Source organism: Hutsoniella sourekii ATCC 700629 (genome assembly GCF_000518205.1).
Classification (GTDB): Bacteria; Bacillota; Bacilli; order Lactobacillales; family Aerococcaceae; genus Hutsoniella; species Hutsoniella sourekii.
In genome coordinates this window covers 68,589-90,691 of the sequence record NZ_JADD01000009.1, presented here as the reverse complement: position 1 = coordinate 90,691, position 22,103 = coordinate 68,589, and the positions used below count along the sequence as shown (strand labels likewise).

The window sequence follows — 22,103 nt, the reverse complement described above, 5'->3', positions numbered from 1 at the left end:
GAGAGGAGTTAAGGATGAAGAAAGAAGAGAAGAACCCACTTCAACAAGTCATTGATGTCCAGATGGATGCTCAGCGTAATAAAATATCCAACGACAAGGAGCCAGACAGCTTCTTTACCCGGTTAGGGAAATTATTAGGTATCTTCATGGCGGCTTCAATAATTTTAGGCTTATTATTTAATTTATTGAGATTTTTCTAGAAAGATATATGTAATCTTAAATTTTAATGGTAAGGTCTCATTCGGAATCAACAGATCATGTATTCAAAAATTTGTTAAGTATTAGTGTCATGGGGCTCGTATACTAAATTTGATGTGTTTCATATCATCATGATCGATATTTAAATTCTGCTTAATTATTATCATTTGAAGAACTGAAAGGAATCATTATGCGTAAACATTTAACCGTACTTCATGGTCACGCACAATCTAGTACCGCTCAAATTTCTCAGCATACGGTAATGGATGTGGCTAAGTCAATGGGATTCAATGAATTAGCTATATATGCCTATCAAGTATCTAGCGATACCGATGGTGAACTGAGTGCTAGATTAGATGGTATTTTGGCCGGTGTATCAAGAGGAGATTTAGTGGTTGTTCAATTACCCACCTGGAATGATTTTTTACTTGAAGAAGAGATGGTCGCTAAATTAAGAAGACTCCAGTGTCGAATAGCCATCTTTATTCATGATATCCCTCCAATAATGTTTCCTAGCAATTATTTTTTAATGTCCAAATACGTCGAGCTTTATAATCAAGCTGATCTATTGATTGTGCCATCCCAAGCAATGGCTGATCGATTGAGATTGGAAGGTGTAACAGTTGAAAAAATCTTAATTCAAAAAATGTGGGATCAACTATCTACCTTTCAACCGGGAAATATTCAGTTCAATAAAGTCATTCATTTTGCTGGAGATATCGAAAAATTTGATTTTGTGAAAAATTGGTCTTTGACTACACCCTTGGAAGTCTATTCAAGAGGAGACTCAGGATCTTTACCAGAAAATGTACACCTCAATGGTTGGTTAGCTAATAACACTCTTTTGAGTCGATTATCCGAAGGGGGATTCGGTCTTGTGTGGACCGATTCAGAATATATAGATGATTATTTTAAATTGTGTATTACCCACAAACTATCCACTTATCTTTTAGCTGGAATTCCTGTTTTTATTCCCGCAAGTTTATCAAATAAGGATATTATTATTGATAATGGTTTGGGATATGTTATAAATAATTTAGAAGAAGCTGAACAAATCATTAATCAATTAAGCAACCAAGACTACTTAAATTTAGTTAAGAACGTTGCTGATTTTCGGCCACTGATTAGTCAGGGCTATTTTAGCCAAAGGTTGCTAACTGAGACCATGTTTCAAACCCTTACTAATAAGTTACCTCAGTTGTCTGCTAAGCCAAGTAAACTGCGTAAAAACTTAGGCCGAAAGGAAATTGCCATATTCATCTCTACCCACCAGATGGAGAGTATTGAAAATTTACTTGAGAGTCTAAGTGATTTTAATTTTCATATTATGGCCCCTACTTTAATGGCAGCTGGTGTCCATGAACTCAGTCGATATTCTAATGTTTCACTCTACGAGGCAGGAAGTCGAGAAACTGCTATTCAATTACTCGATAAATGTGATTTTTATTTAGATATAGGCTACGGTCCGGAAGTGTATTCGGGTTTAGCAATGGCTAATGCACGTAATCTTAATTGTTTAGCTTTCACAGAAACTGTTAAGAACTTGAAGCTTTGTCCTTCAGCCAATGTTTTTGATAAAACTCAGGTCAGCATGCTAGTTGAGAGAATCAGGGATTTAATTGAGTAGAGGAAATACTATTTGAGGTTTTTCTAGTTTTAATTTATATCAGTGCTTTATCTATAAGAACGGACCGCTATACCTATACACAAGTTTTCCCTAGCAAAGTGTCACCCTATTTAACCAAATTACCGAATTTTATATTCTTCTGGATAATATAATTCTATAGATTTGATATCGCTCATAATTATGTCATCAGCCGAGTCAATATCGAACAGGAGGAGATGGATATGATCACCCAAGCTGAATATAAACGAGCGAACGCCGAGGCCTACCTACATGAAGTAGAGCGAAGAGGGATTGAGCAAGGGATCGAGCAAGGTGCTAGGAGCTTAGTTCATCAAATGTTAGAGAATGGCGCAAACATCAAAACCTTAATGAAATGGACCAAGCTATCAGAAGCAGAACTCAGGGATTTGTTAGAGATAGATTCTCAGAGTTAGTAGGGCAATTTTTCGGATTAGATTCTCGATTTAGGAGTTATGCTAATATGTACTCTCATACCTATACACAACTTTTCCCTAGCAAAGTGTTACCCTATTTAACCAAATTACCGAATCTTATATTCCTCTGGATAATATGATTCTATAGACTTGATATCGCTCATAATTATGTCATCAGTCGAGTCAATATCGAACAGGAGGAGATGGATATGATTACCCAAGCTGAGTATAAACGAGCGAACGCCGAGGCTTATCTACACGAAGTAGAGCGAAGAGGGATTGAACAAGGAATTAAAGTGGGTAGAAAGCAAGGGGCTGAACTTGGTATCAAAGACTTAGTTCATCAAATGCTAGAGAATGGGGCAGACATCGACACCTTAATGAAATGGACCAAGCTATCAGAAGCAGAACTCAGGGATTTGTTAGAGATAGATTCTCAGAGTTAGTAGGGCAATTTTTCGGATTAGATTCTCGATTTAGGAGTTATGCTAATATGTACTCTCATACCTATACACAAAATAAATTCCAAATATGTCACCCAAATTGGAAAAATAATTAAGGGATTATAATCCCCTTAATTTAAACTTGCCGAACGGGTAACTTTCAGGGCTCTGAGTGATTCGGTCTCCGATTCGGGGCCCGATACCTCATTCTCATTGTCATTTACATTGTCATTGTCATTCTCATTGTTTTTCTCCTTGTCATTCTCTGCAAGGTGAGCGTTTCTGGCTTTAGTTATAGACCACCGATTCAAGTGGGGGTTGATCTATTGGATGGGTGGTTCTAGGCTTTGAATCATTAAGCGTGTAACAGTTGCTCTGGACTGTAGTCATTTTAGTTATAACCAGGGTGAAAGCCTAGTTAGCGTCAACCCATTGAGTAAAGATCAATCAAACCGATTCCTACTAATTACGCTTATTTTAAGAAAGTGAAACTAACAAATAAAACAAAAAATTCCCTTAGCCGTCCGTTGATAATATAGTGACCCCAAAAAGTTGGACCAGAGAGATAGACATAATTCTATGTTTGTCTCTCTTTTTATTTTCTCAAGAGTTATCTCTTAAGCAGCCTGTGTTTTTCGATATTCAACAGGACTTAGCCAATTCAATTTCTCTTTAATTCGCTCCTCGTTATAGTAAAGAATATAATCAATGATAGCTTGTTCTAATTCCTTGTAACTTCGATAAACTTTTCCATAATACATCTCTTGTTTCATCACACCAAAGAAATTCTCTATCGGTGCATTATCATAGCAGTTACCTTTGCGTGACATACTTTGAAATATCTGATGGTCTTCTAATAGCGTCTGATAATCCTTCATTTGATAAGCCCATCCACGGTCTGAGTGGAAGGTTCGCCGATAAGCACAGATTTTTGAAGCCTCAATCGCTTCTTCTAATGCTTTAAGCATCGTTTCCTTATTCGGTTGGTGAGAAACTCTAAAACTAATAATTTCTAAATTATATAAATCCATAAAAGGATCTAAATATAGCTTTCTAACTCGAAGCTTATCAGAAGCATCTTCTTCGTAATACTTGAATTCAGTTGTATCAGTTGTAATCTTTTGATAGGGGACAGAGCTGTCAAATTGGCGATTGACTCGATTGGGTGCAATCTGTCCTACGACGCCTTTATAGCTGTTGTATCTGCGATATTTTCGACCATAATTTCTAACTTGAATGTTTAATTCTTGACAGAGACGTTGGACTTTCTTTCGGTTGATTACCCAACCATCTTTAATAAGCGTTGCATGTATCCGACGGTAACCATAATTTGGGTGTTTCTCACGAATACTCAACATTTCATCTTTAATTTTTTGGTCTGGATCTGGCTTGTTCCATTGAGCCTGCCAGTACATATAAGTGGATTTAGGGAAGTTGATCGCCGCAAGAATCTCAGTTAAGGTATATTTTTCTTCTTGTCGGAGCTTGTGGATGATTCTTGCTTTGTCTTCGTTGTTTTCTGAATCCGCAAGCTCCTTAGCATTTCCAAGTATTTATTTTTTATCGTTTGCATCTTGAGTTCATATTCAAGTTCTTCAATTCGCTTGTTTGCTTGTTCTAGATCCGTTACTTTTAGTGGCTGAGAAACGCTTTGCTTTTGGCTTTTAGACTCTTTCTTTTTAGACATTGTTGGCCTCCCTTGTTTACGAGAAAGCCCTTCAATCCCATTATTTCGGTACTCCCGATGCCATCTGGTAATGAGAGTTGGATTATTTAGCTCCAACTCATTCGCTAGGTCTTGATAGGATTTCTCGCTAGTCTCATACATCATAATTGCCTTTAACTTAAATTCTACACTGTATGATTTGTTTTTGCGAGAACGTTTTAAACCTTCAATACCTAAAGTTTGGTATGCATTGATCCATATTCTTATATGCTTGGTTGATTTAAAATGGTATTTATTAGCTAGTGCTTTTAAACTAATAGTACCAGAAAGATATTCAGCGACGATTTTTATTTTAAATTCTAAACTATATTTAGCCATACTAATACCCCCTAAAGTTGGATTTTCTTGGTCCAACTTTAGGGGGTCAGTTCATAATTCTAGGACATCAGCTGAGGGAATCTTTATTTTTGAATTTATATGAAGTCAATTAATAGACTTTAATTTTATTGAATTTGTGATTGGCTATCTTCTGGAGTCAAGCTGCCAGGCTCAATATCTGGTGAGTAGTCTACACCTTCGGTATATTCTCCCAGGGCGTTCCATAGTAGGAATTCATGGATGCCATGTTGATAGAGGGCGTTAATCTGAGCTTGAACTTCTTCTGGACCATACTCCAAGTAAGTACCCGGGGCACCAGCTAAGGTAAAGTCTTGTAGCCAAGGACGACTTGTCACGGGGCTGTCAAGGTTTTCCAAGATTGGAATTTCGTGCTGCATGTATTCATCTACTATCTCATAAGGATATAAGTCTGGCCATTCATAACCAAAGAAGGCCGTTCCCCAGTGAGAAGGGTAGATCATTGAAGATATAGCATCCACACGTTCCGCCATTTGGGCAAAGTTTTGACCGATACCACGTACGTCAGGGGCATCTCCGGCAATCGCCGTGTAACCAAAGACGTCGGCACTTAGATCGACACCGTATGAAGCGAGACGTTGGTTGGCATAGACAAGGAAATCGTTAATAGCTGCCACCCGTTCATAACCCTTCTTCTCAGGATCATCTGTTAGATAGGCTTGGTAGTCTCCAATATCATATTCAATCTCATCAGCGAAGGTCTCGAAGCCTTCAGGGAAGCGAATATAGTCGAATTGAATATCCTTGAAGCCCATCTTGGCCGCTTCAATCGCAATCTGAACGTTATAGTCCCAGACTTCCTTGTTGAAGGGGTTGGTAAAGCGTGCGCCGTTACCATCTTCCCATATCTCCCCTGTCTCTTGACTGTGGAAGGAGAGGTCAGGGCGGGCCGAGGATAGTAGGTAGTCCTTAAAGGTAACAATCCGGGCAATCGGATAGATATTATTTTCTTCGAGTTTCTTGAGAACAGGGCGTAGGTCGACAGCATTGAGAACATTTTCTTGGATCAAGGAATTATCTGAATCCACTGGGGTAACAATATTACCATGGTCATCCTTGAAGTCGATAACTACTGCGTTCAGGTCTGTCTTGTTGATGTAGTCAATGATGTAGTTCAAGTATTCCTCATTGGCGACATTATCTGCCGTTAAGTAGACCCCTTTGACCCCATCTTCAGGGTATTCAATATGGATTCCTGAGTCATAATAGAGACCTTGAGGGAGTTTGTCCGGTTGGGTCAATATAGGTTTGTTGGATAAGACAAGCCCTTCATAGCGCTCCGCATTATCTTGGGCGACCCGGTTATAGAAGTCAACGCGCGTCTTGTCATCATATTTATTCTCTACCTTGGGCAGATCTTGGTGCTGTTCTTCAGGCTTGGACTTACTTCCTTGACAGGCCGTCAAGAAGGCTAGACAAGTAGCCGCTAGGGCAGCAGACCGCCAAGCTCGTTTGTTGATTGTTAAATTCATAGATTAAATACCGATCCTTTTATCAGAGTTGACTGGTTGAATTAGTCTTCTTGTAAATTCGTTAAATAAACCTTAAAATTAATGAGTTGAGTGTTAATTGGCTCGAAATGAGACAGGACACGCTCAAGATTAATATGATTGGTTGTTTGTAAGGTTTGGACATTGTCAAAGACGCCAAAGAATTTGGTATAGTCCATCTCCGGGCTGGCAATGGATTGATAGGTCTGTTCTTCTAGCGTTAGACTGTGCTTGTAATCCTCATTATAGGTGGTTAAGTCATCAGCCAGTTGAACCATCAAGTCAACCGTGCGTTGGCTATCAGCAACAGGCAAGTTAGACTTATTGGCTTGCTTGGTGAACTCTTCAGCATATTCAACCAGTTGGTCGGTTAGTTCTTCTAGCTTACGCAAGTGGTCTTGACGCCTCTTGATGTTCTGGTAGACCTTAGCATCTCCTTGGGCAAAGGAAGTGAGCTTGTCTCCTTGAGCGTGAAGCGTTTCTTCAAAGTCAGCTTGTAAGTCGGATTCAGCCAATTGAATTTCATTGAGCTGGTTGACTAGCTGGGTAACATTTTCTTGAACGAGCGAGATTAATCGGTCCGTTCGTTGGAGCGTATTATCACAAGCAACTAAGAGAATTAGGCTACTCAGGATAACTAAGCGTTTGATAATCGTTTTCATAGTTACTCCTTGTAAATAGATTTTCACAGAAATGTGATTAGTTCTTGATTCTTATAACTTTACTTAGTATATAATAACTGTACTTGTAATTCAAATAAATATAACGAATTAGAAAGATGTGACTTGACATGATTATAGCACTGATTACCAGCATTATTTGTATCCTCATGGACCAGGCTTTGAAGTACTGGACGGTCCAGGTGATCCCCCTTCATAGTCACCTACAAGCCTGGCCCGGCGTCTTCGACTGGTACTACTTGCAGAACACAGGAGCCAGCTGGGGAATGCTAGCCAATCAGACAGGAGGTCTGATTATAGTTTCTGTATTGATTATTGGCTTAATCTGTTATCATTTATGGAAAAAGTCCCAAGACCTCCAGCCCATTTCTTTCTTGGCCTATGGTCTGATTGTGGGTGGGGCCAGTGGTAACTTGATTGACCGCCTGCTTCATGGTTATGTGATCGATATGATCCGCTTGTCCTTTATAGACTTTCCAGTCTTTAACTTGGCGGATTCCTTCGTCTGTTTAGGGGCGGTCTTGTTGTTGTTGATTGTTGTATTGGATTGGGATGAGGAGGTTATTTAATGGAGAGAATAGATTATCAATTAGACGGGCAAAAGGGCCGCCTGGATAAGGTCTTAACGGACCTGATGGCAGGTTATAGTCGCTCGCAAGTTCAAGAATTAATCAAGGAGGGGCTAGTCCTAGTAGACCAAGCCTCTCAAAAAGCCAACTACAAGCTGACCGGCCAGGAGGCCATTCAAGTGACTCTTCTTCCGGAGCAAGAATTGGAGATTGAAGCTCAAGCTATGCCCTTGGATATTGTCTATGAGGATGCGGATCTATTAGTGGTTAATAAGCCAGCTGGCCTGGTGGTTCATCCTTCCAAGGGGCACCCAGCTGGAACCTTGGTCAATAGTCTTGTCCATCACCTCGAATCCTTGAAAGGGGAATTTGAAGGGTCGATTCGTCCAGGAATTGTCCACCGGATTGATAAGGATACCTCAGGTCTGTTGGTGGTGGCTAAGAATCGACAGATTCATCAAGCTCTAGCTGAAGCGATCAGTCGCCATGAAGTTAAGCGGCATTACTTTGCCTTGGTTTACGGTAGCCTGGCCAATCAATCCGGCGTGATTGAGGTGCCGATTGGTCGCAACAAGCACAATCGCTTGAAGTTTGGAGCGGATCCCGAGGGTAAGTACGCCAAGACTTGCTTTGAAGTCTTAGAGACTTTTCCTCAAGCTAGTCTATTGGAATTAGAACTAGCCACTGGACGAACCCATCAGATTCGGGTGCATATGGAATACATTGGTCATCCGATTGTGGGTGACCCGGTCTACCGGGAGGGGATCCATCAGATGAAGAGCACCCCTTTAACCCGCCTTCATGAGGGGCAATACTTGCATGCTAAGACCTTGAGCTTTACCCATCCGCGAACGGGAGAAGCGATGACCTTTACTAGCGACTTACCGCCTGCTTTTCAAGCCTTGTTGGAGCAGTTAAGAAGTCGTTAGGGGTTAGACTTCTATAATTGGGCGGGTTTATTGTTTTTGACGTGAAGTGGGACTAGGTATTATGGTATAATAATTAACAGTTTGAAGGGGGGATTCAAGATGGATGCTAATGAGAAGATTCTAATGAAGATACGCAACCTCTTGAGCTTGGCAGAAGATGGTGGCGGGGATGAAGAGAGTCAGACGGCCCTCTTAATGGCCCAAAAGTTGATGCTCAAGTACAAGATCTCCCAAGACCAAGTCAGCCAGGATGGCTCCAATGAGATTGTCATCCGGTCCTTATCGGTCTACAAACGGATATTCTGGTGGGAGAAGATTCTGGTTCGAATTATTGCCGAGAACTTCCGCGTGATGTTCTATATTCAATCCAACCGCCTGCCTCATCAGAAGTCGGTCCAACGCAAGTTGGTCCTGATGGGTTATCAAGAAGATGTCGACCTGGCCTATGAGGTTTTCCACTTGGCGAGTGAATCGATGAAGTATTATGCTTCTCACTTCATTAAGGCTCATCAAGAAGATCAAGCCACCGACAGCCAGTTACGTAAGTCTTATTACCAAGGCTTCATGGACGGGCTGGACCATAAGTTCGACCAACAAAGAAAAGAAATGGCCCAAGAAAATGAGCAATACGCCTTGATGATCATGACACCTCAGGAAGTGGTGGATAAGTTCAACCGGGAGATTAACGGCTCGCTGGCCTTTGAAAGCCCTAGATTATCCAAGGAAACGGATGCTTATATGGATGGTTATGACCGGGGTAATCGCTTATCCTTGAATAAGCATTACTTAAGTGATTAAGGGAGAAAGGACCGACGCCTATGAATTTGAATTTCTATCAATTCTTAAGACGCTATGCCAATCCGGAAGACCGCAGTCCCAAGGCGCGCCTTGCTAATATTGCGGTAAAGGATACGGGTTTTCCCAAGCATAGTGACGACTTTGATGAGATTAGTAAGTATATGGAATCGCATCCTGATTACGGGAGTTTGATGGTGGTATTTGATGATGTTTGGCAAAGCTACCAGTTAGAAAAAATTTAGGAGGAATATAGATGGCAACACCACATATTGAAGCAAAGAAAGGCGATATCGCCAAAACAGTCTTATTTCCAGGAGATCCATTGCGGGCAAAATTTATAGCCGATCATTTCTTAGAAGATGTTCGTCAATACAATACCGTTCGTAATATGTTTGGCTTCACTGGAACTTATAAGGGCGTGGAGATCTCTGTTCAAGGATCAGGGATGGGGATTCCTTCAGCTATGATCTATGCCGAAGAACTCTTCCAGGAATACGATGTTGAAACGATTATTCGGATTGGATCTGCTGGAGCGATTCAAGAAGATGTCCATATCCGCGATATTGTGATTGCCCAAGGAGCGACCACGGACTCCAGTGTCTTAACTAATATCTTCAATGGTCAAGTCTCCTATTCAGCGATTGCTAGCTTCAAGGTGCTAGATACGGCCTATCATACAGCGATGGAATTATTGGATGCTGACCAGGTTTTTGTTGGAAACGTCCTTAGTTCTGACCGCTTCTACAACGAAGAACTAGACCTTAAGAAATTGGCTCACTACGGTGTCCTAGCGGTTGAGATGGAAGCTGCCGGTATTTATGCAGCGGCTGCCAAGCACCACCGCCAAGCGCTAGCCATGATGACTATTAGTGACCATATCTTAACCGGAGAAGAGACTACGAGTGAGGAACGTCAAAACACCTTCACTCAAATGATGGAAGTAGCCCTAGAAACTGTAGTCAAACTTCAAGAAAAGTAAGCTGGGCACTCTATGAAAAATAAAACCATGAAACGCTTGGTGCAAGGATTGACCGTTCTCATCCTTGCCTTTGCGATCTTTCTAGCGGGCCGTTACTCTGCCCGCTATCATTTATTAGCTCCGAGTCCTGCTTCCGATTCCAATGTTCAATCACTAACAGGGCAAGACTTCCAGATGCTGTCGGATCTGAATGCCACCATCCAACACTTCTATATCGAGGATGTCAATAAGACAGACTTGTTAGAAGGGGCCATGAAGGGGATGGTTCAAGCGCTGGGGGACCCTCATTCTGAATTCTTAAACAAGCAAGAATCTGTTTCCTTTGATGATGATATTGATGGCAGTTTCGAAGGAGTCGGGATTCAAATCGCTTCTCGCGATGGTCAGATTGTCGTGATTAGTCCGATTGAAGATACACCAGCCAGTCAAGCAGGCATTCAACCCAATGATATTCTCCTTGAAGCGGATGGTCAGGAATTAACCGGTATGGACACCGGGGAAGTGGTCAGCTTGATTCGAGGGCCTAAGGGTAGTTCAGTCAAGCTTAAGTTGCAACGTGGTTCAGATAGCTTTGAAGTAGAGTTAGAGCGAGCAGAAATTCCGATTCATTCTGTCAAGGGCCAGCTTGATGAGGATGACTCGGACTTGGGCTACGTTCAAATCAACCAGTTCAGCGGCACCACCAGTGATGAACTTCAGGCAGCCGTTGAAGACTTGAGAGAGAAGGGAGCAAAGAAGTTCATCTTCGATGTTCGCTTCAATCCGGGTGGTCTGATGGACCAGGCCTTAAAAGTTGCCAATATGTTTGTTGAAGAAGGTCAAGTCTTAATGCAGACGGATGACGGCCATCAAGATCCAACCGTCTACAAGGCGGATCAGAAGGAATATGGTGACTTCAAGATCACTGAACCTTATGTTCTCTTGGTCAATGAAGGTTCTGCCAGTGCCTCTGAGATCTTAGCAGCAGCCATCAAGGAAAATACTGACCATGACTTGGTGGGGACGCAAACCTTTGGCAAGGGCTCCGTTCAAACCATCTTGACCCAAAACGATCTGGGTGAATTGAAATTAACCATCGCACGATGGCTAACCCCAACTGGACAATGGATCCACGAGGAGGGGGTTGAACCCACCCAAGTCGTTGAAGCGGATCCGGTCAGCCAGGCCCTCCTTGTGAGTGATCCAAGCAAGCTTGAAGCGGGCAAGAGTTCACCTGAAACCAAGTCCATTGCTATGATTCTTGATCGCTTAGGCTATCAGACTAATCAGAGTGATTACTTTGATGACCAATTAGAAGCGGCGATCAAAGACTTCCAACAAGCCAACGATCTAGAGGCTACTGGTCAAGTAGATGAGGCTTTCTTAACAGAACTCTACCAAGAAATTAGAGACTACCTACAAGCTAATGACCGTCAATATCAAGCAGCTAAAGAAGTCTTAGACAAGCAGTAAGATCACTGAGACCACCCAGAGACAAGCCAGCTAGGAAGCTAGTGATGGGCTTGAAGGCTGGGTGGTCTTGATTTTTGTCTGGACTTGCAATAGGATCAAGAATCACTTATATTAACAAAAAGTATCAAAAGAAAAATCAAGAGAAAGAAGGGAAACTATGTCTGACCACCACATCCAATGGTATCCTGGCCATATGGCCAAGGCCCGCCGGGAAGCCAAAGAAAAGTTAAACTTAGTTGATATCGTCATCGAACTAGTTGATGCAAGACTCCCCTTGGCTAGTCGTAATCCTGTCATTGAAGAGATTATTGGCAACAAGAAGAGTCTAGTTGTCTTAAATAAGGCCGACTTGGCTGATCCAGCTGCCACCCAAGCTTGGATTCATTACTTCAAGCAATCGGGTCTTGAAGCGATCGCAATTGACGCTCAACATAACAAAGGTATCAAGAAGGTCCAGGACTATCTGAAAGAGATGATGAGCGACTACTTCCAAAAGCAAAGAGAGAAGGGCGTTAAAGATCGTCCAATCCGCTTAATGATTCTAGGTATACCTAACGTGGGCAAGTCCACCTTAATCAATCGATTTGTCGGCAAAAACCAAGCCCAGACGGGAAATAAACCTGGAGTGACCAAAGCCCAACGTTGGCTCAAAATCGGCCGTGACTTCGAATTATTAGACACCCCAGGTATCCTCTGGCCCAAGTTCGAAGATCCGCAAACTGGTGTTAAATTAGCCATCTCTGGAGCCATCAAGGACAGTCTCTTATATATGGATGACTTAGCCTTATCCTTGCTGGACCACCTGCAAAACCATTACCCCGAATCCATTAGCCAACGATACAAGATCAGTTCAGAAGACGTTGAAGCTCTATCCAAGGTGGATCTCTTGTTATTAATCACCCAGAAGATGGGACTCAAGGAGGACTATGACCAAGCCAGTCTGCGCTTGATTAATGACTTCCGATCAGGCAAATTAGGCGCTATTAGTTTGGAATTAACCGATAAGGACACCGAAGTAAATGAATAAGACCATTGCACAAATTAAAGAGGAACTAATCTTAATTAATAATAAGGAGGCATCCCTTCTTCAAGAGCTAGCCCTAGATCCCAGATCAGGCGTCCAAAAGTTACTCCAGCAAAAGTACCGGCAACTGGACCAACTAGCCCAGCTTCAAGCTGATCATCAGGCACGGCTTCAAATAGAGACTGATCTTCACCAAGCGGGTTACCGGCTGATTGCTGGTATTGACGAAGTCGGTCGTGGCCCCTTGGCTGGACCAGTGGTAACTTGCGCGGTCATCCTACCTCAAGATACGACTGCCTTTGTCGGAATCAATGATTCCAAGCAAGTCTCAGCTAAGAAGCGAGCCAGCTTTGCCGAGATTATTCGGCAAGAAGCCTTGGCTTATTCAATCTCGGTCTACAGCGTTGATCAGATTGATCAGTTGAATATTCTAGAAGCGACCAAACAATCGATGGTGGAAGCTGTGGCTGGTCTATCTATCCAACCCGACTACCTCTTGATTGATGCCCTAGAGATTCCATCTGCCCTTCCTCAAGCAGCTATTATTAAGGGCGACCAAAGGTCTTTATCCATTGCTGCAGCTAGTATTTTGGCTAAGGAGCACCGTGACCAAATGATGGTTGAATATGCCCAATCTTACCCTCAATACCGCTGGGATAAGAATATGGGATATGGGACCAAGGAACACCTACAGGCCCTCGACCAATACGGTTATACCCCCTTGCACCGGAAAAGCTTTGAACCGATCAAGTCGATGACACAGAAATATCAAGAAAAATAATGTAATTTGGCAAAAAATGTGTATTTATTAGATGAGGTGAATACACATGGAAATAACATTAAAAGAACAATTAATCTATCTACAGTCTCAAGGAATGACCTATAGTCAACAATGGAAGTATTTAAGAAGTTATTATGCAAGAGTCGGTAAAGAAGCAGGATCCCTAGCTGATTGTCAAGCTGTTCTGAGCCAAGTCCAGTCTCAGTTGGGGAAGTGCTGGGCGCAAGAGATATCCTTTAGAGATTACCCATCGCTTCAAGCCCAGGTTAGGTCTTGGTCTCAAGAAGCTATCTTTATAGAAGAAACAGATTTATTTCCGAGAATTTGGTTGGAGATTCCGCAACCACCCCTGCTCATCTATTACCGGGGCCGGATTGACTTATTGAAGCAGCCCTGTGTCTCCTTGGTGGGAACGCGGCAGATCTCTTCTTATGGGCGCAAGGTTACCCAGGAGCTGACCCAAGCCATTATCGACCAGGGTTGGGTGGTGGTCTCAGGTCTAGCTCAGGGTATTGACACCATCAGCCACCAGACGGCAGACCAGTGGCAGTCAGGCCAGACGATAGCCATTATTGCTACAGGCTTAGATCAAGCTTATCCAACAAGCAACCAGCAGCTCCAGGATCGGCTAAGCCAACGTCACCTGGTCTTGAGTGAATACCCACCCAAGCAAGGAGCTTTGAAACATCATTTTGTCATGCGTAACCGACTGGTTGCTGGCTTATCGCCGGTAACGATTGTGATTGAAGCGGCCCAAAAGAGCGGGTCGTTGATAACGGCTAACTATGCCTTGCAGTTTAACCGGGAGGTCTTAGCGGTGCCGGGCCGGATTGATGATCCTTGCTCCAAGGGCTGTAATCTCTTAATTCAAGCGGGTGCTCAACCGGTAGTTGATCTAGCTGACACCATCCAGACGATTGCTGAATTAATGGCCTTCCAGCAAATTAATTAAAGATAATATTTGACAGATAGGGGACTTTCGAATAAGATTAGTTCGATTTTAGATAAATTCCTGCCTGACGGGAATAGCCAGAGAGGGGTATGAGTTTGGCTTATAAACATTTAGTGATTGTCGAATCTCCGACAAAGGCCAAGACCATTGATAAATATTTAGGAAGAAATTACAAGGTTGTGGCCAGTAAAGGACACCTGAGAGACTTGCCTAAGAGTCGGATGGGTGTTGACCTGGAACATGACTTCCAACCGGACTATATTACTATTCGAGGCCGTGGGAATACGGTCAAGGAACTTAAGAAACTAGCCAAAAAAGCTGAAAATGTCTACCTTGCAGCCGACCCGGACCGCGAAGGGGAAGCGATTGCGTGGCATCTTAGCCACTTATTGAAATTGGATCCAGACCAAGCCAACCGGGTAGTCTTTAACGAGATTACTAAGGATGCGGTTAAGGAAGCCTTCAAATCACCACGACATATTGATCAAGACTTGGTAGACGCCCAGCAGGCCCGGCGGATTCTTGACCGGATTGTTGGTTACTCCATCTCTCCCTTATTATGGAAGAAAATTAAGCGAGGCTTGAGTGCCGGCCGGGTGCAATCGACTGCCTTGAAGATTATTGTCGACCGCGAACAAGAGATTCGGGACTTCAAGCCGGAAGAATATTGGACAATCCCAACGGAATTCAAGAAGGGGAGCAAGAAGTTTAAGGCCGACTTCTATGGTCTTGAAGGTAAGAAGATGGACCTACCTAATGAAGAAGCCGTTCAAGACATTATGAAGCGGCTGGACCAAAAAGCGGACTTCCAAGTAGACGATATTGTTGAACGGGAACGGCGCCGTAAACCTTATAAGCCATTTACAACCTCTACCTTACAACAGGAAGCGGCTAACCGCTTGAACTTTAGAGCGGGTAAGACCATGATGATTGCCCAACAACTCTATGAAGGGATTAAGCTGGGAGGCCAAGCGGTGGGTCTGATTACCTATATGCGTACAGATTCAACCCGTATCTCAGCCTCAGCCGCCAGTGCCGCCAGCAAATTCATTACAGAAGAATATGGCAAGAATTATTTAGGCAAAGGATCTGGTGGCAAGGTACCTGCAGGCGCCCAAGACGCCCATGAGGCTGTTCGTCCTTCAGATGTGACCTTAACGCCGGATTCGATTAAGGACCACTTATCTAGAGACCAGTTCCGCCTGTATGCTTTAATTTGGGCTCGCTTTGTGGCTAGTCAGATGGCTGACGCTGTGTTTGATACCATACGGGCAGATATCAGCCAGAATGAGGTCAACTTTAGAGCTAACGGGCAACGAATCAAATTCGAAGGTTTCTTGAAAGTCTATCCTTCTAACAACACCAAGGATAATTACTTGCCTGAACTAGCTGTAGGTGATGGGGTCAAGTTGGCTAAGATTGAACCCAGCCAGCACTTCACCCAGCCACCAGCGCGCTTCAATGAGGCGAGTTTGGTTAAGACCTTGGAAGAGTTAGGAATTGGTCGACCTTCCACCTATGCACCTACCTTGGAGACCTTGCGTAAGCGTTACTATGTGAAGATGGAAGCCAAGCGCTTCAAGCCAACCGAGTTAGGGGAGATTGTCAATAATGTGATGGTTCAATTCTTCCCAGATATAGTTGATTCTGAGTTCACGGCCACCATGGAAGGTGAATTGGACAAGATTGAAGAAGGCCAACGCAATTGGGTCAAGGTGCTCGACCAGTTCTACAAACCTTTCAAGAAGGACATAGACAAGGCCGAAGAAGATATGGAAGAAATTGAGATCAAGGATGAACCTGCTGGATTTGACTGTCCTGAATGTGGCAACCCGATGGTTATTAAGATTGGTCGCTACGGTAAGTTCTATGCTTGTAGCAACTTCCCAGATTGCCGTCACACTGAAGCGATTGTCAAGAAGATTGGTGTCCAGTGTCCTAAGTGCAAGAAGGGTGAAGTGGTTGAACGTAAGTCTAAGAAGAATCGGATCTTCTATGGATGCGACCGGTACCCAGAATGTGACTTTGCTTCTTGGGACAAGCCCATTGCCCGTAATTGTCCTAAGTGCGATCACTTCTTGATCGAAAAGGTGACCCGGAAGGGAAGCCAAGTGAAGTGTTCAAATTGCGATTACCAAGAGGATTTGGTAAGTTAAGAAACTATCAGATGCTTGCCAATGGGTCCCTTCTAGGGGACCGGCTGACAAGAAGAGTCGAAGATTTTTGTTGTAGGAGATCGTCTTAAGGGCCTCGTTGCCCTGACTGCCCCCTTAATGAGCAACAAAAGGATTCGACTTTTTGCGTTCTTAATCCCGGAGCTTTAAGAGGCCTACTAGTCACAGGATTAAACATTAAAAATTTGTGAACATTTAGTGATTGTTTTAATTTAAGGGAAGCTTTTGGTTGCCAGAAGGCACTTTAGCCGGTACAATAAATGAAAGTCAAGGATTGTCAAAGAAGGTGTTAAGATGAAAAATAGTCAGATTGATGAATTTTTGACTTATCTTGAAGTGGAACGGCGTTACTCCAAGCAAACGATTAAGGCCTATGCCAGTGATTTAGATCAATTCAAGGGCTTCGTGGATTCAACGGATCCTACGAATTTAGCTGACTTGGCTTATACAGATATCCGCTTGTTTATTGCATACTTACATGAACAGGGGATTCAACGGACCAGTGTGGCGCGCAAATTATCGAGTTTGCGCACTTTCTTTAAGTACAGCCTGCGTAAGGGCTGGATTGAGCATAATCCCATGGAATTGGTCCATTATTCGTCTAAGCGGGACCGTTTGCCCGACTTCTTCTATGAAGCGGAGATTGACCAGATCCTCCAACTAGCCAGACAATCCAAGTTAGCTAACCCCAAGCGTAATTTGGCGATCATTGAGCTTTTGTATGCGACGGGGATGCGGGTCGCTGAGCTAGTGGGTCTGGAAGATTATCAAGTTGACTTTCAAAATCAGATCATCCGAGTTCGAGGTAAAGGGGACAAGGAACGAATTGTTCCTGTGGGTGATGCGGCGATTGAGGCTCTAACGAATTATTGCCAGGAAGAGCGTCCCCATTTATTAGCCTTAGGGGCTGATCCTGACTTAAGTCACCATCTCTTCTTATCTGATAAGGGGCAGGCCTTGAGTGAGGACCAAGTTAGACGCATCTTGAATTTACTGAGTCAAGAAGGGGGCAACAAACTAAAAATCCACCCCCACAAGTTCCGCCACACCTTTGCCAGTCATTTAATGAATCATGGAGCAGACATGCGGTCCGTTCAAGAATTGCTGGGGCATGAAGACCTCTCTTCCACCCAGATCTATACCCATATTACTAAAGACAATCTTAAGAAAGCTTATATGCAAGCTTTTCCCAGAGCGCGTAGACATTCAGAGGAGGAATAATCAAGCATGACAACAATTTGTGCGGTCAAGAAGAATAATCAATTAGCCATGGCTGGCGATGGTCAAGTGACCATGGGTGAGTCAGTTATCATGAAGGGCGGAGCTAAGAAATTACGCCGGATCTTCAATAACCAAGTGGTGGTAGGTTTTGCCGGTGGGGTAGCAGATGCTATTACCCTATCAGAAATGTTTGAAAGCAAGCTGCAAGCCCACCAAGGGCAACTCACGCGGGCAGCCATTGAAGTGGCCAAATCTTGGCGGACCGACCGGACCTTGCAGAAGTTAGAAGCTATGCTAATCGTGATGGACAAGGATGAGTTACTCCTAGTCAGTGGAACCGGTGAAGTGATTGTTCCTGATGATGGGGTCTTAACCATTGGCTCGGGGGGCAATTATGCCCTGGCAGCTGCCCGAGCGATGATTCGCCAAGCCCCTGACTTATCAGCTGAAGAGACAGCCCGTCAAGCCCTGCAAATTGCTAGTGAGATTGATATCTTTACCAATGACAATATTATTGTAGAAAGTTTTGAATAGGAGGAGAGAATGGATCAATTAAGTCCTAGAGAAATAGTGCAAGCCTTGGACCAGTACATTATTGGCCAGGCTTCAGCCAAGCGGGCAGTTGCGGTTGCCTTAAGAAACCGTATGCGTCGGTTGCGTCTTGATGCCGCGATGCAAAAGGAAGTTAAACCTAAGAATTTGTTGATGATCGGACCAACTGGGGTAGGTAAGACCGAAATTGCTCGTCGTTTAGCTGATATTGCTAACGCCCCCTTTATCAAGGTGGAAGCGACGAAGTTTACCGAAGTAGGTTATGTGGGCCGGGATGTGGAGTCCATGGTTAGGGACCTGGTTGAGAATGCGATCACCATTGTTCGCCGTCTTAAGCATGAAGAAGTAGCAGATGAAGCTAGAGATCAAGCCCTAGACCAATTAGCTAAGATCTTGAAGCCTGGCCTCAAGAAGCCAAAAGGACAAGCCAAATCTTCAGCTAATCCTCAAGCAGGTAGTTTTGATCAATTCTTTGAGATGTTGAACCAATTACCTGGAGCGGGTAACTTAATGGATGGCAGTGGTGAAGAAGAGGAAGAAGTCACAGAAGAGATTGCCTCCAGTCGCCGCGAAATAAAAAAACAGTTAGCTGAGGGCAAGCTTGACAAGCGAGAAGTCAAGATCCAATTGGAGGAGAAGAAGGTTCAATTAAATAGCCTGAATCCAGCTATGGAGCAAATGATGGATATTCAAGAGACCTTGAATTCTATGTCACCTAAGAAGAAGGTGGAACGCACGGTCACTGTCGCTGAAGCGATTGAACTCTTAACCGAAGAAGCGGCTGATCGATTGATTAATCAAGAAGACATCCACCAAGAAGCCCTGCAACTGGCGCAAGAACGAGGCATTATCTTTATTGATGAGATTGACAAGATTGCCAGCAATGGTCAAGGCTCCCAAGGCGGTCAGGTTAGCCGGGAAGGGGTCCAACGCGATATCCTACCAATTGTCGAAGGAACACAAGTTCAGACTAAGTATGGAATCATCCAGACGGATCATATACTCTTTATCGGCAGTGGTGCCTTCCACGTCAGCAAGCCTTCGGATCTGATCCCAGAATTACAGGGACGGTTCCCAATTCGGGTCAACTTGGATGACTTAACAGGCGATGACTTCAAGCGGATTCTAGAAGAACCAGAGAATGCCTTAACCAAGCAATATCAGGCCTTACTAGCGACGGAAGGCGTGGAAGTGGTCTTCACGGAAGATGCCATTAGTCAAATGGCTGAATATGCTGTGGACTTGAACACCCATACTGATAATATCGGGGCTAGACGCTTGCACACAATTATCGAGACCGTGTTGGAAGAGCTCTTATTTGAAGCATCCGATAACGGGATTGTTCAGGTAGAAATTAATGCCGCTTATGTCAAGGATAAATTAGATCCAATAGTTGAAAACAAGGATTTGAGTCATTATATCTTATAGAAGTGAGGTTTGTGAGGATGATAGAATTAAAAAACGACCATTTAACAGTCAAGATTAGCCGGATGGGAGCGGAATTGCAGTCCATCTATGATAATGATGCCGCTTATGAGTATTTATGGCAAGGCGACCCCGATTATTGGGGACGTCGGGCACCTAATCTTTTCCCGATTGCTGGTAATTTAAAAGATGGCCGTTATCAATATCAAGGCCAATCTTACTTGTTAGGCCGTCATGGATTTGCTCGTGACTTAGAATTTGACGTTCAAAGTGTGACGGATTCTACCGCTAGCTTTAACTTGAAGAGTACGCCAGAGACGATGAAGGTCTATCCTTTTGAGTTTAGCTTACAAATTAATTATGTCCTCTATGATAATAAGTTAAGTGTGAGTTATGAAATTCTAAATCCTAGCCTTGATGAACCCCTCTATTATTCGATCGGTGCTCACCCAGCCTTTAATGTTTCCCTTCAGGAAGGGGAAGAAGAGCCTGATTTCAAGGATCTATATGTCAAATTCGATCCAGAGACACTCTATTTGCGTTTACCGCTTAATGATCAAGGATTAATCAACAAGAACCGGCAGAGCTATACTAATATCGGCCTCAAGCAAGTGGCTCATGAAGACTTTAAGGCTGATACCTTTATCTATCAACTTCCTCAGACTACTGAAGTGAGCTTGGTGGATCAGGCCAACCAAGTAGAGATTAACTTTAGCCATAATAATATGGACTTTATTGGTATTTGGACTCCTTATCCTAAGTTAGCGGGCTTCTTATGTATTGAGCCTTGGTCGGGCATTGCTGATTCCAAGGATGCCAGTGGTCATCTTGAAGACAAGTATAGTATCTCTCAAGTAGGACCACATGAATTGGCCACCCACGGCTTTACAATGACCTTTAATAAGAAGATCAACTAGCAATCTCAAGCCTTTCTATTAGGGCTGGTTGGAATAATGACCAAAAACAAACATTCCCTCACTTGTCTTAGGCACTGGCTTCAAGATGAGTGAGGGAACTTTTTTGAATTTTATTTTGATTTCGCCAGTCCGGCTATAGGCTAGAATTAGAATCATCACTATATTGCTTGTTCAAGTCTTGAGCATTCATGGCATAGAGGATGTTCTCATAGTCGAGCACAAAGTCAAGCTGATCACCGACTTGGTAGGTATTTTGGCAGTTAGAAAGGTCCACAATCAGATGGTCACTAGATCCTCCAACGATGGTGATGTGGCTGTCTAGAGGGCTTAACTTCTCTAATTCTCCGACATCTTGGCGTCCAAGTGCTAAAAGAGCCCGTCTTCGGGTGCCAATATCTTGGTAAACAGGTCGCCGGCCAAAGGCATCGGCAACAATTTCACCAATTGGATGGCTGGGTTTGTCCTTGACTTCAATGATCTCGGCTCGAATCTGGAAGGCAGCGTCTTGGGTCTGCTCAAGAGAAAAGTCAAAATCAGCCTCCAAACCTCTTGAATAGGTGACATAGCCCAGGCGGAGGTGGTTGATCTTAGCTGGCATGGATTGATTAAGAACTAGGGGCATATTAGTAGAAGCTCCACCCGAGACCCAATCAAGAGATCTACCGATGGCTGCTTCGACTTGGCGAGCAAGTTCACTCAAGTCTTCCATCTTCTCGCGGGTCGGGCGAATAGATCCATAGCAACCCAAGTTGCTTCCGATCCCTTTAAGATAGAGGCCGGGGCAGTCAAATTCTACTCGCTTAGCCACCTCAACCAATTCTTGTGGATGGAGGAAGCCTTCGCGCAAATCACCTAACTCAACCATTAAGATAATGTCATGGACTTGACTTTTGTCTTGAGCTAATTGGTCTGTTGCTTGAATAGTCACTAGCTCGGATTGGAGCGAGGCATTTGCGACTTCAAGCATCTGATCTAATTCAGACAACATGGGAATGCGGATCATTAAGGTATAAATGGTGGAATCTAAGCTTTTAACCGTCTCCAGATGACTTAGGCGAGAAGAACCAATAGAAGAGATACCAGCTTCTAGAATAGCTTGACTCACCTGGCGGTCACCAGCCACCCCCTTGGTAATAATGGTGGTCTCAATGTTTTGTTCTTGATTGAGAGCTTTTAGTGCTCTTGCATTTGCCCTAACCTTGGCTAAATCAATCAACAATTGGGGATAAGGTGTAATAATAGACATGGAATAACCTCCTAGTAGCTTAGTATAAGACTAATTGAGAAAAAGTACAATTGAGAAAGGTCAGCCTTGATGGGCATAGATTGCACATCCCCCAAGCTTTAGTTATAATAGAGGCATCATTTAAAGAAA

At 43.5% G+C, this 22,103-nt stretch carries 23 protein-coding genes; 18 read left to right on the top strand and 5 right to left on the bottom strand.

The features are described from left to right. Positions 1-14 precede the first annotated feature (14 nt). The 4 genes from T408_RS0102205 (at position 15) to T408_RS10590 (ending at position 2,705) form a co-directional block, all read left to right on the top strand. Positions 15-200 carry a hypothetical protein gene (locus T408_RS0102205; protein WP_028118492.1) on the top strand — a complete coding sequence of 62 codons (186 nt, stop codon included), beginning with the start codon at positions 15-17 and terminating at the stop codon, positions 198-200. 188 nt (positions 201-388) lie between these two features. Further along, a complete protein-coding gene (locus T408_RS10595; RefSeq protein WP_051444740.1) occupies positions 389-1,825 on the top strand; it encodes a sugar transferase in 1,437 nt (478 codons plus the stop codon). Positions 1,826-2,046: 221 nt separating this feature from the next. Then, positions 2,047-2,259 (top strand): hypothetical protein, encoded by a 213-nt coding sequence (locus T408_RS0102195; protein WP_028118491.1) that lies wholly within the window; start codon positions 2,047-2,049, stop codon positions 2,257-2,259. A gap of 209 nt (positions 2,260-2,468) precedes the next feature. Beyond that, positions 2,469-2,705: a hypothetical protein gene (locus tag T408_RS10590; RefSeq protein ID WP_035419821.1), complete on the top strand. Its 237-nt coding sequence runs from the start codon at positions 2,469-2,471 to the stop codon at positions 2,703-2,705. A gap of 614 nt (positions 2,706-3,319) precedes the next feature. On the opposite strand, the gene T408_RS12340 is transcribed toward T408_RS10590, so the two are convergent. The 4 genes from T408_RS12340 to T408_RS0102170 form a co-directional block, all read right to left on the bottom strand. Then, positions 3,320-4,195 (bottom strand): IS3 family transposase, encoded by an 876-nt coding sequence (locus T408_RS12340; RefSeq protein WP_328285589.1) that lies wholly within the window; start codon positions 4,193-4,195, stop codon positions 3,320-3,322. Continuing rightward, the gene (locus T408_RS12335; protein WP_028118489.1) at positions 4,159-4,746 is read right to left on the bottom strand and encodes a helix-turn-helix domain-containing protein; all 588 of its coding nucleotides are present in this window, start codon (positions 4,744-4,746) and stop codon (positions 4,159-4,161) included. The genes T408_RS12340 and T408_RS12335 overlap by 37 nt, the downstream gene beginning before the upstream one ends. Before the next feature lie 125 nt (positions 4,747-4,871). Next, complete coding sequence (locus T408_RS10585; protein WP_051444739.1) at positions 4,872-6,257, bottom strand: putative glycoside hydrolase; 1,386 nt, start codon at positions 6,255-6,257, stop codon at positions 4,872-4,874. Positions 6,258-6,298: 41 nt separating this feature from the next. After that, the gene (locus T408_RS0102170) at positions 6,299-6,937 is read right to left on the bottom strand and encodes a YkyA family protein (RefSeq protein WP_028118488.1); all 639 of its coding nucleotides are present in this window, start codon (positions 6,935-6,937) and stop codon (positions 6,299-6,301) included. A 128-nt stretch (positions 6,938-7,065) separates the two neighbouring features. Here T408_RS0102170 and lspA point away from each other — a divergent pair, with 128 nt between their 5' ends. The 14 genes from lspA (at position 7,066) to T408_RS0102100 (ending at position 20,728) form a co-directional block, all read left to right on the top strand. Continuing rightward, positions 7,066-7,524, top strand: coding sequence for a signal peptidase II (gene lspA / locus T408_RS0102165; protein ID WP_028118487.1), 459 nt, complete (start codon positions 7,066-7,068; stop codon positions 7,522-7,524). Then, entirely contained in the window at positions 7,524-8,453 is a 930-nt protein-coding gene (locus T408_RS0102160) for an RluA family pseudouridine synthase (RefSeq protein WP_035419818.1), read from the top strand. Before lspA ends, T408_RS0102160 begins: the two co-directional genes overlap by 1 nt. Before the next feature lie 99 nt (positions 8,454-8,552). Next, complete coding sequence (locus tag T408_RS0102155; RefSeq protein ID WP_028118485.1) at positions 8,553-9,251, top strand: DUF2786 domain-containing protein; 699 nt, start codon at positions 8,553-8,555, stop codon at positions 9,249-9,251. 20 nt (positions 9,252-9,271) lie between these two features. Then, on the top strand, positions 9,272-9,493 hold the full coding sequence (locus T408_RS0102150) for a YozE family protein (protein ID WP_028118484.1): 222 nt from the start codon (positions 9,272-9,274) through the stop codon (positions 9,491-9,493). 11 nt (positions 9,494-9,504) lie between these two features. Next, complete coding sequence (gene deoD / locus T408_RS0102145; protein ID WP_028118483.1) at positions 9,505-10,230, top strand: purine-nucleoside phosphorylase; 726 nt, start codon at positions 9,505-9,507, stop codon at positions 10,228-10,230. A gap of 12 nt (positions 10,231-10,242) precedes the next feature. Continuing rightward, complete coding sequence (locus T408_RS0102140) at positions 10,243-11,682, top strand: S41 family peptidase (protein WP_028118482.1); 1,440 nt, start codon at positions 10,243-10,245, stop codon at positions 11,680-11,682. Positions 11,683-11,839: 157 nt separating this feature from the next. Beyond that, the gene (gene ylqF / locus T408_RS0102135) at positions 11,840-12,709 is read left to right on the top strand and encodes a ribosome biogenesis GTPase YlqF (protein WP_028118481.1); all 870 of its coding nucleotides are present in this window, start codon (positions 11,840-11,842) and stop codon (positions 12,707-12,709) included. Beyond that, the gene (locus T408_RS0102130) at positions 12,702-13,487 is read left to right on the top strand and encodes a ribonuclease HII (protein ID WP_028118480.1); all 786 of its coding nucleotides are present in this window, start codon (positions 12,702-12,704) and stop codon (positions 13,485-13,487) included. Before ylqF ends, T408_RS0102130 begins: the two co-directional genes overlap by 8 nt. A 46-nt stretch (positions 13,488-13,533) precedes the next feature. Further along, positions 13,534-14,439, top strand: a complete 906-nt coding sequence (dprA, locus tag T408_RS0102125) for a DNA-processing protein DprA (protein ID WP_035419816.1) — start codon at positions 13,534-13,536, stop codon at positions 14,437-14,439. A 95-nt stretch (positions 14,440-14,534) separates the two neighbouring features. After that, the gene (gene topA / locus T408_RS0102120) at positions 14,535-16,595 is read left to right on the top strand and encodes a type I DNA topoisomerase (RefSeq protein ID WP_028118478.1); all 2,061 of its coding nucleotides are present in this window, start codon (positions 14,535-14,537) and stop codon (positions 16,593-16,595) included. 312 nt (positions 16,596-16,907) lie between these two features. Beyond that, positions 16,908-17,834 carry a tyrosine recombinase XerC gene (gene xerC / locus T408_RS0102115; RefSeq protein WP_028118477.1) on the top strand — a complete coding sequence of 309 codons (927 nt, stop codon included), beginning with the start codon at positions 16,908-16,910 and terminating at the stop codon, positions 17,832-17,834. 6 nt (positions 17,835-17,840) lie between these two features. Continuing rightward, positions 17,841-18,368: an HslVU peptidase proteolytic subunit gene (gene hslV / locus T408_RS0102110; protein WP_028118476.1), complete on the top strand. Its 528-nt coding sequence runs from the start codon at positions 17,841-17,843 to the stop codon at positions 18,366-18,368. Positions 18,369-18,377: 9 nt separating this feature from the next. Further along, positions 18,378-19,814 (top strand): ATP-dependent protease ATPase subunit HslU, encoded by a 1,437-nt coding sequence (gene hslU / locus T408_RS0102105; protein WP_028118475.1) that lies wholly within the window; start codon positions 18,378-18,380, stop codon positions 19,812-19,814. Positions 19,815-19,831: 17 nt separating this feature from the next. Then, positions 19,832-20,728, top strand: coding sequence for an aldose 1-epimerase family protein (locus T408_RS0102100; RefSeq protein ID WP_035419813.1), 897 nt, complete (start codon positions 19,832-19,834; stop codon positions 20,726-20,728). Between the two features lie 133 nt (positions 20,729-20,861). Here T408_RS0102100 and T408_RS0102095 read toward each other — a convergent pair whose 3' ends face one another. Then, a complete protein-coding gene (locus T408_RS0102095) occupies positions 20,862-21,974 on the bottom strand; it encodes an alanine racemase (protein WP_028118473.1) in 1,113 nt (370 codons plus the stop codon). Between the last annotated feature and the right edge of the window lie 129 nt (positions 21,975-22,103).

Excerpts from the sequence above, each read along its gene's own strand:
- T408_RS0102205 (WP_028118492.1), top strand. The coding sequence starts at position 15 with ATGAAGAAAGAAGAGAAGAACCCACTTCAACAAGTCATTGATGTCCAG.
- T408_RS10595 (WP_051444740.1), top strand. The coding sequence starts at position 389 with ATGCGTAAACATTTAACCGTACTTCATGGTCACGCACAATCTAGTACC.
- T408_RS0102195 (WP_028118491.1), top strand. The coding sequence starts at position 2,047 with ATGATCACCCAAGCTGAATATAAACGAGCGAACGCCGAGGCCTACCTA.
- T408_RS10590 (WP_035419821.1), top strand. The coding sequence starts at position 2,469 with ATGATTACCCAAGCTGAGTATAAACGAGCGAACGCCGAGGCTTATCTA.
- T408_RS12335 (WP_028118489.1), bottom strand. The coding sequence starts at position 4,746 with ATGGCTAAATATAGTTTAGAATTTAAAATAAAAATCGTCGCTGAATAT.
- T408_RS10585 (WP_051444739.1), bottom strand. The coding sequence starts at position 6,257 with ATGAATTTAACAATCAACAAACGAGCTTGGCGGTCTGCTGCCCTAGCG.
- T408_RS0102170 (WP_028118488.1), bottom strand. The coding sequence starts at position 6,937 with ATGAAAACGATTATCAAACGCTTAGTTATCCTGAGTAGCCTAATTCTC.
- lspA (WP_028118487.1), top strand. The coding sequence starts at position 7,066 with ATGATTATAGCACTGATTACCAGCATTATTTGTATCCTCATGGACCAG.
- T408_RS0102160 (WP_035419818.1), top strand. The coding sequence starts at position 7,524 with ATGGAGAGAATAGATTATCAATTAGACGGGCAAAAGGGCCGCCTGGAT.
- T408_RS0102155 (WP_028118485.1), top strand. The coding sequence starts at position 8,553 with ATGGATGCTAATGAGAAGATTCTAATGAAGATACGCAACCTCTTGAGC.
- T408_RS0102150 (WP_028118484.1), top strand. The coding sequence starts at position 9,272 with ATGAATTTGAATTTCTATCAATTCTTAAGACGCTATGCCAATCCGGAA.
- deoD (WP_028118483.1), top strand. The coding sequence starts at position 9,505 with ATGGCAACACCACATATTGAAGCAAAGAAAGGCGATATCGCCAAAACA.
- T408_RS0102140 (WP_028118482.1), top strand. The coding sequence starts at position 10,243 with ATGAAAAATAAAACCATGAAACGCTTGGTGCAAGGATTGACCGTTCTC.
- ylqF (WP_028118481.1), top strand. The coding sequence starts at position 11,840 with ATGTCTGACCACCACATCCAATGGTATCCTGGCCATATGGCCAAGGCC.
- T408_RS0102130 (WP_028118480.1), top strand. The coding sequence starts at position 12,702 with ATGAATAAGACCATTGCACAAATTAAAGAGGAACTAATCTTAATTAAT.
- dprA (WP_035419816.1), top strand. The coding sequence starts at position 13,534 with ATGGAAATAACATTAAAAGAACAATTAATCTATCTACAGTCTCAAGGA.
- xerC (WP_028118477.1), top strand. The coding sequence starts at position 16,908 with ATGAAAAATAGTCAGATTGATGAATTTTTGACTTATCTTGAAGTGGAA.
- hslV (WP_028118476.1), top strand. The coding sequence starts at position 17,841 with ATGACAACAATTTGTGCGGTCAAGAAGAATAATCAATTAGCCATGGCT.
- hslU (WP_028118475.1), top strand. The coding sequence starts at position 18,378 with ATGGATCAATTAAGTCCTAGAGAAATAGTGCAAGCCTTGGACCAGTAC.
- T408_RS0102100 (WP_035419813.1), top strand. The coding sequence starts at position 19,832 with ATGATAGAATTAAAAAACGACCATTTAACAGTCAAGATTAGCCGGATG.
- T408_RS0102095 (WP_028118473.1), bottom strand. The coding sequence starts at position 21,974 with ATGTCTATTATTACACCTTATCCCCAATTGTTGATTGATTTAGCCAAG.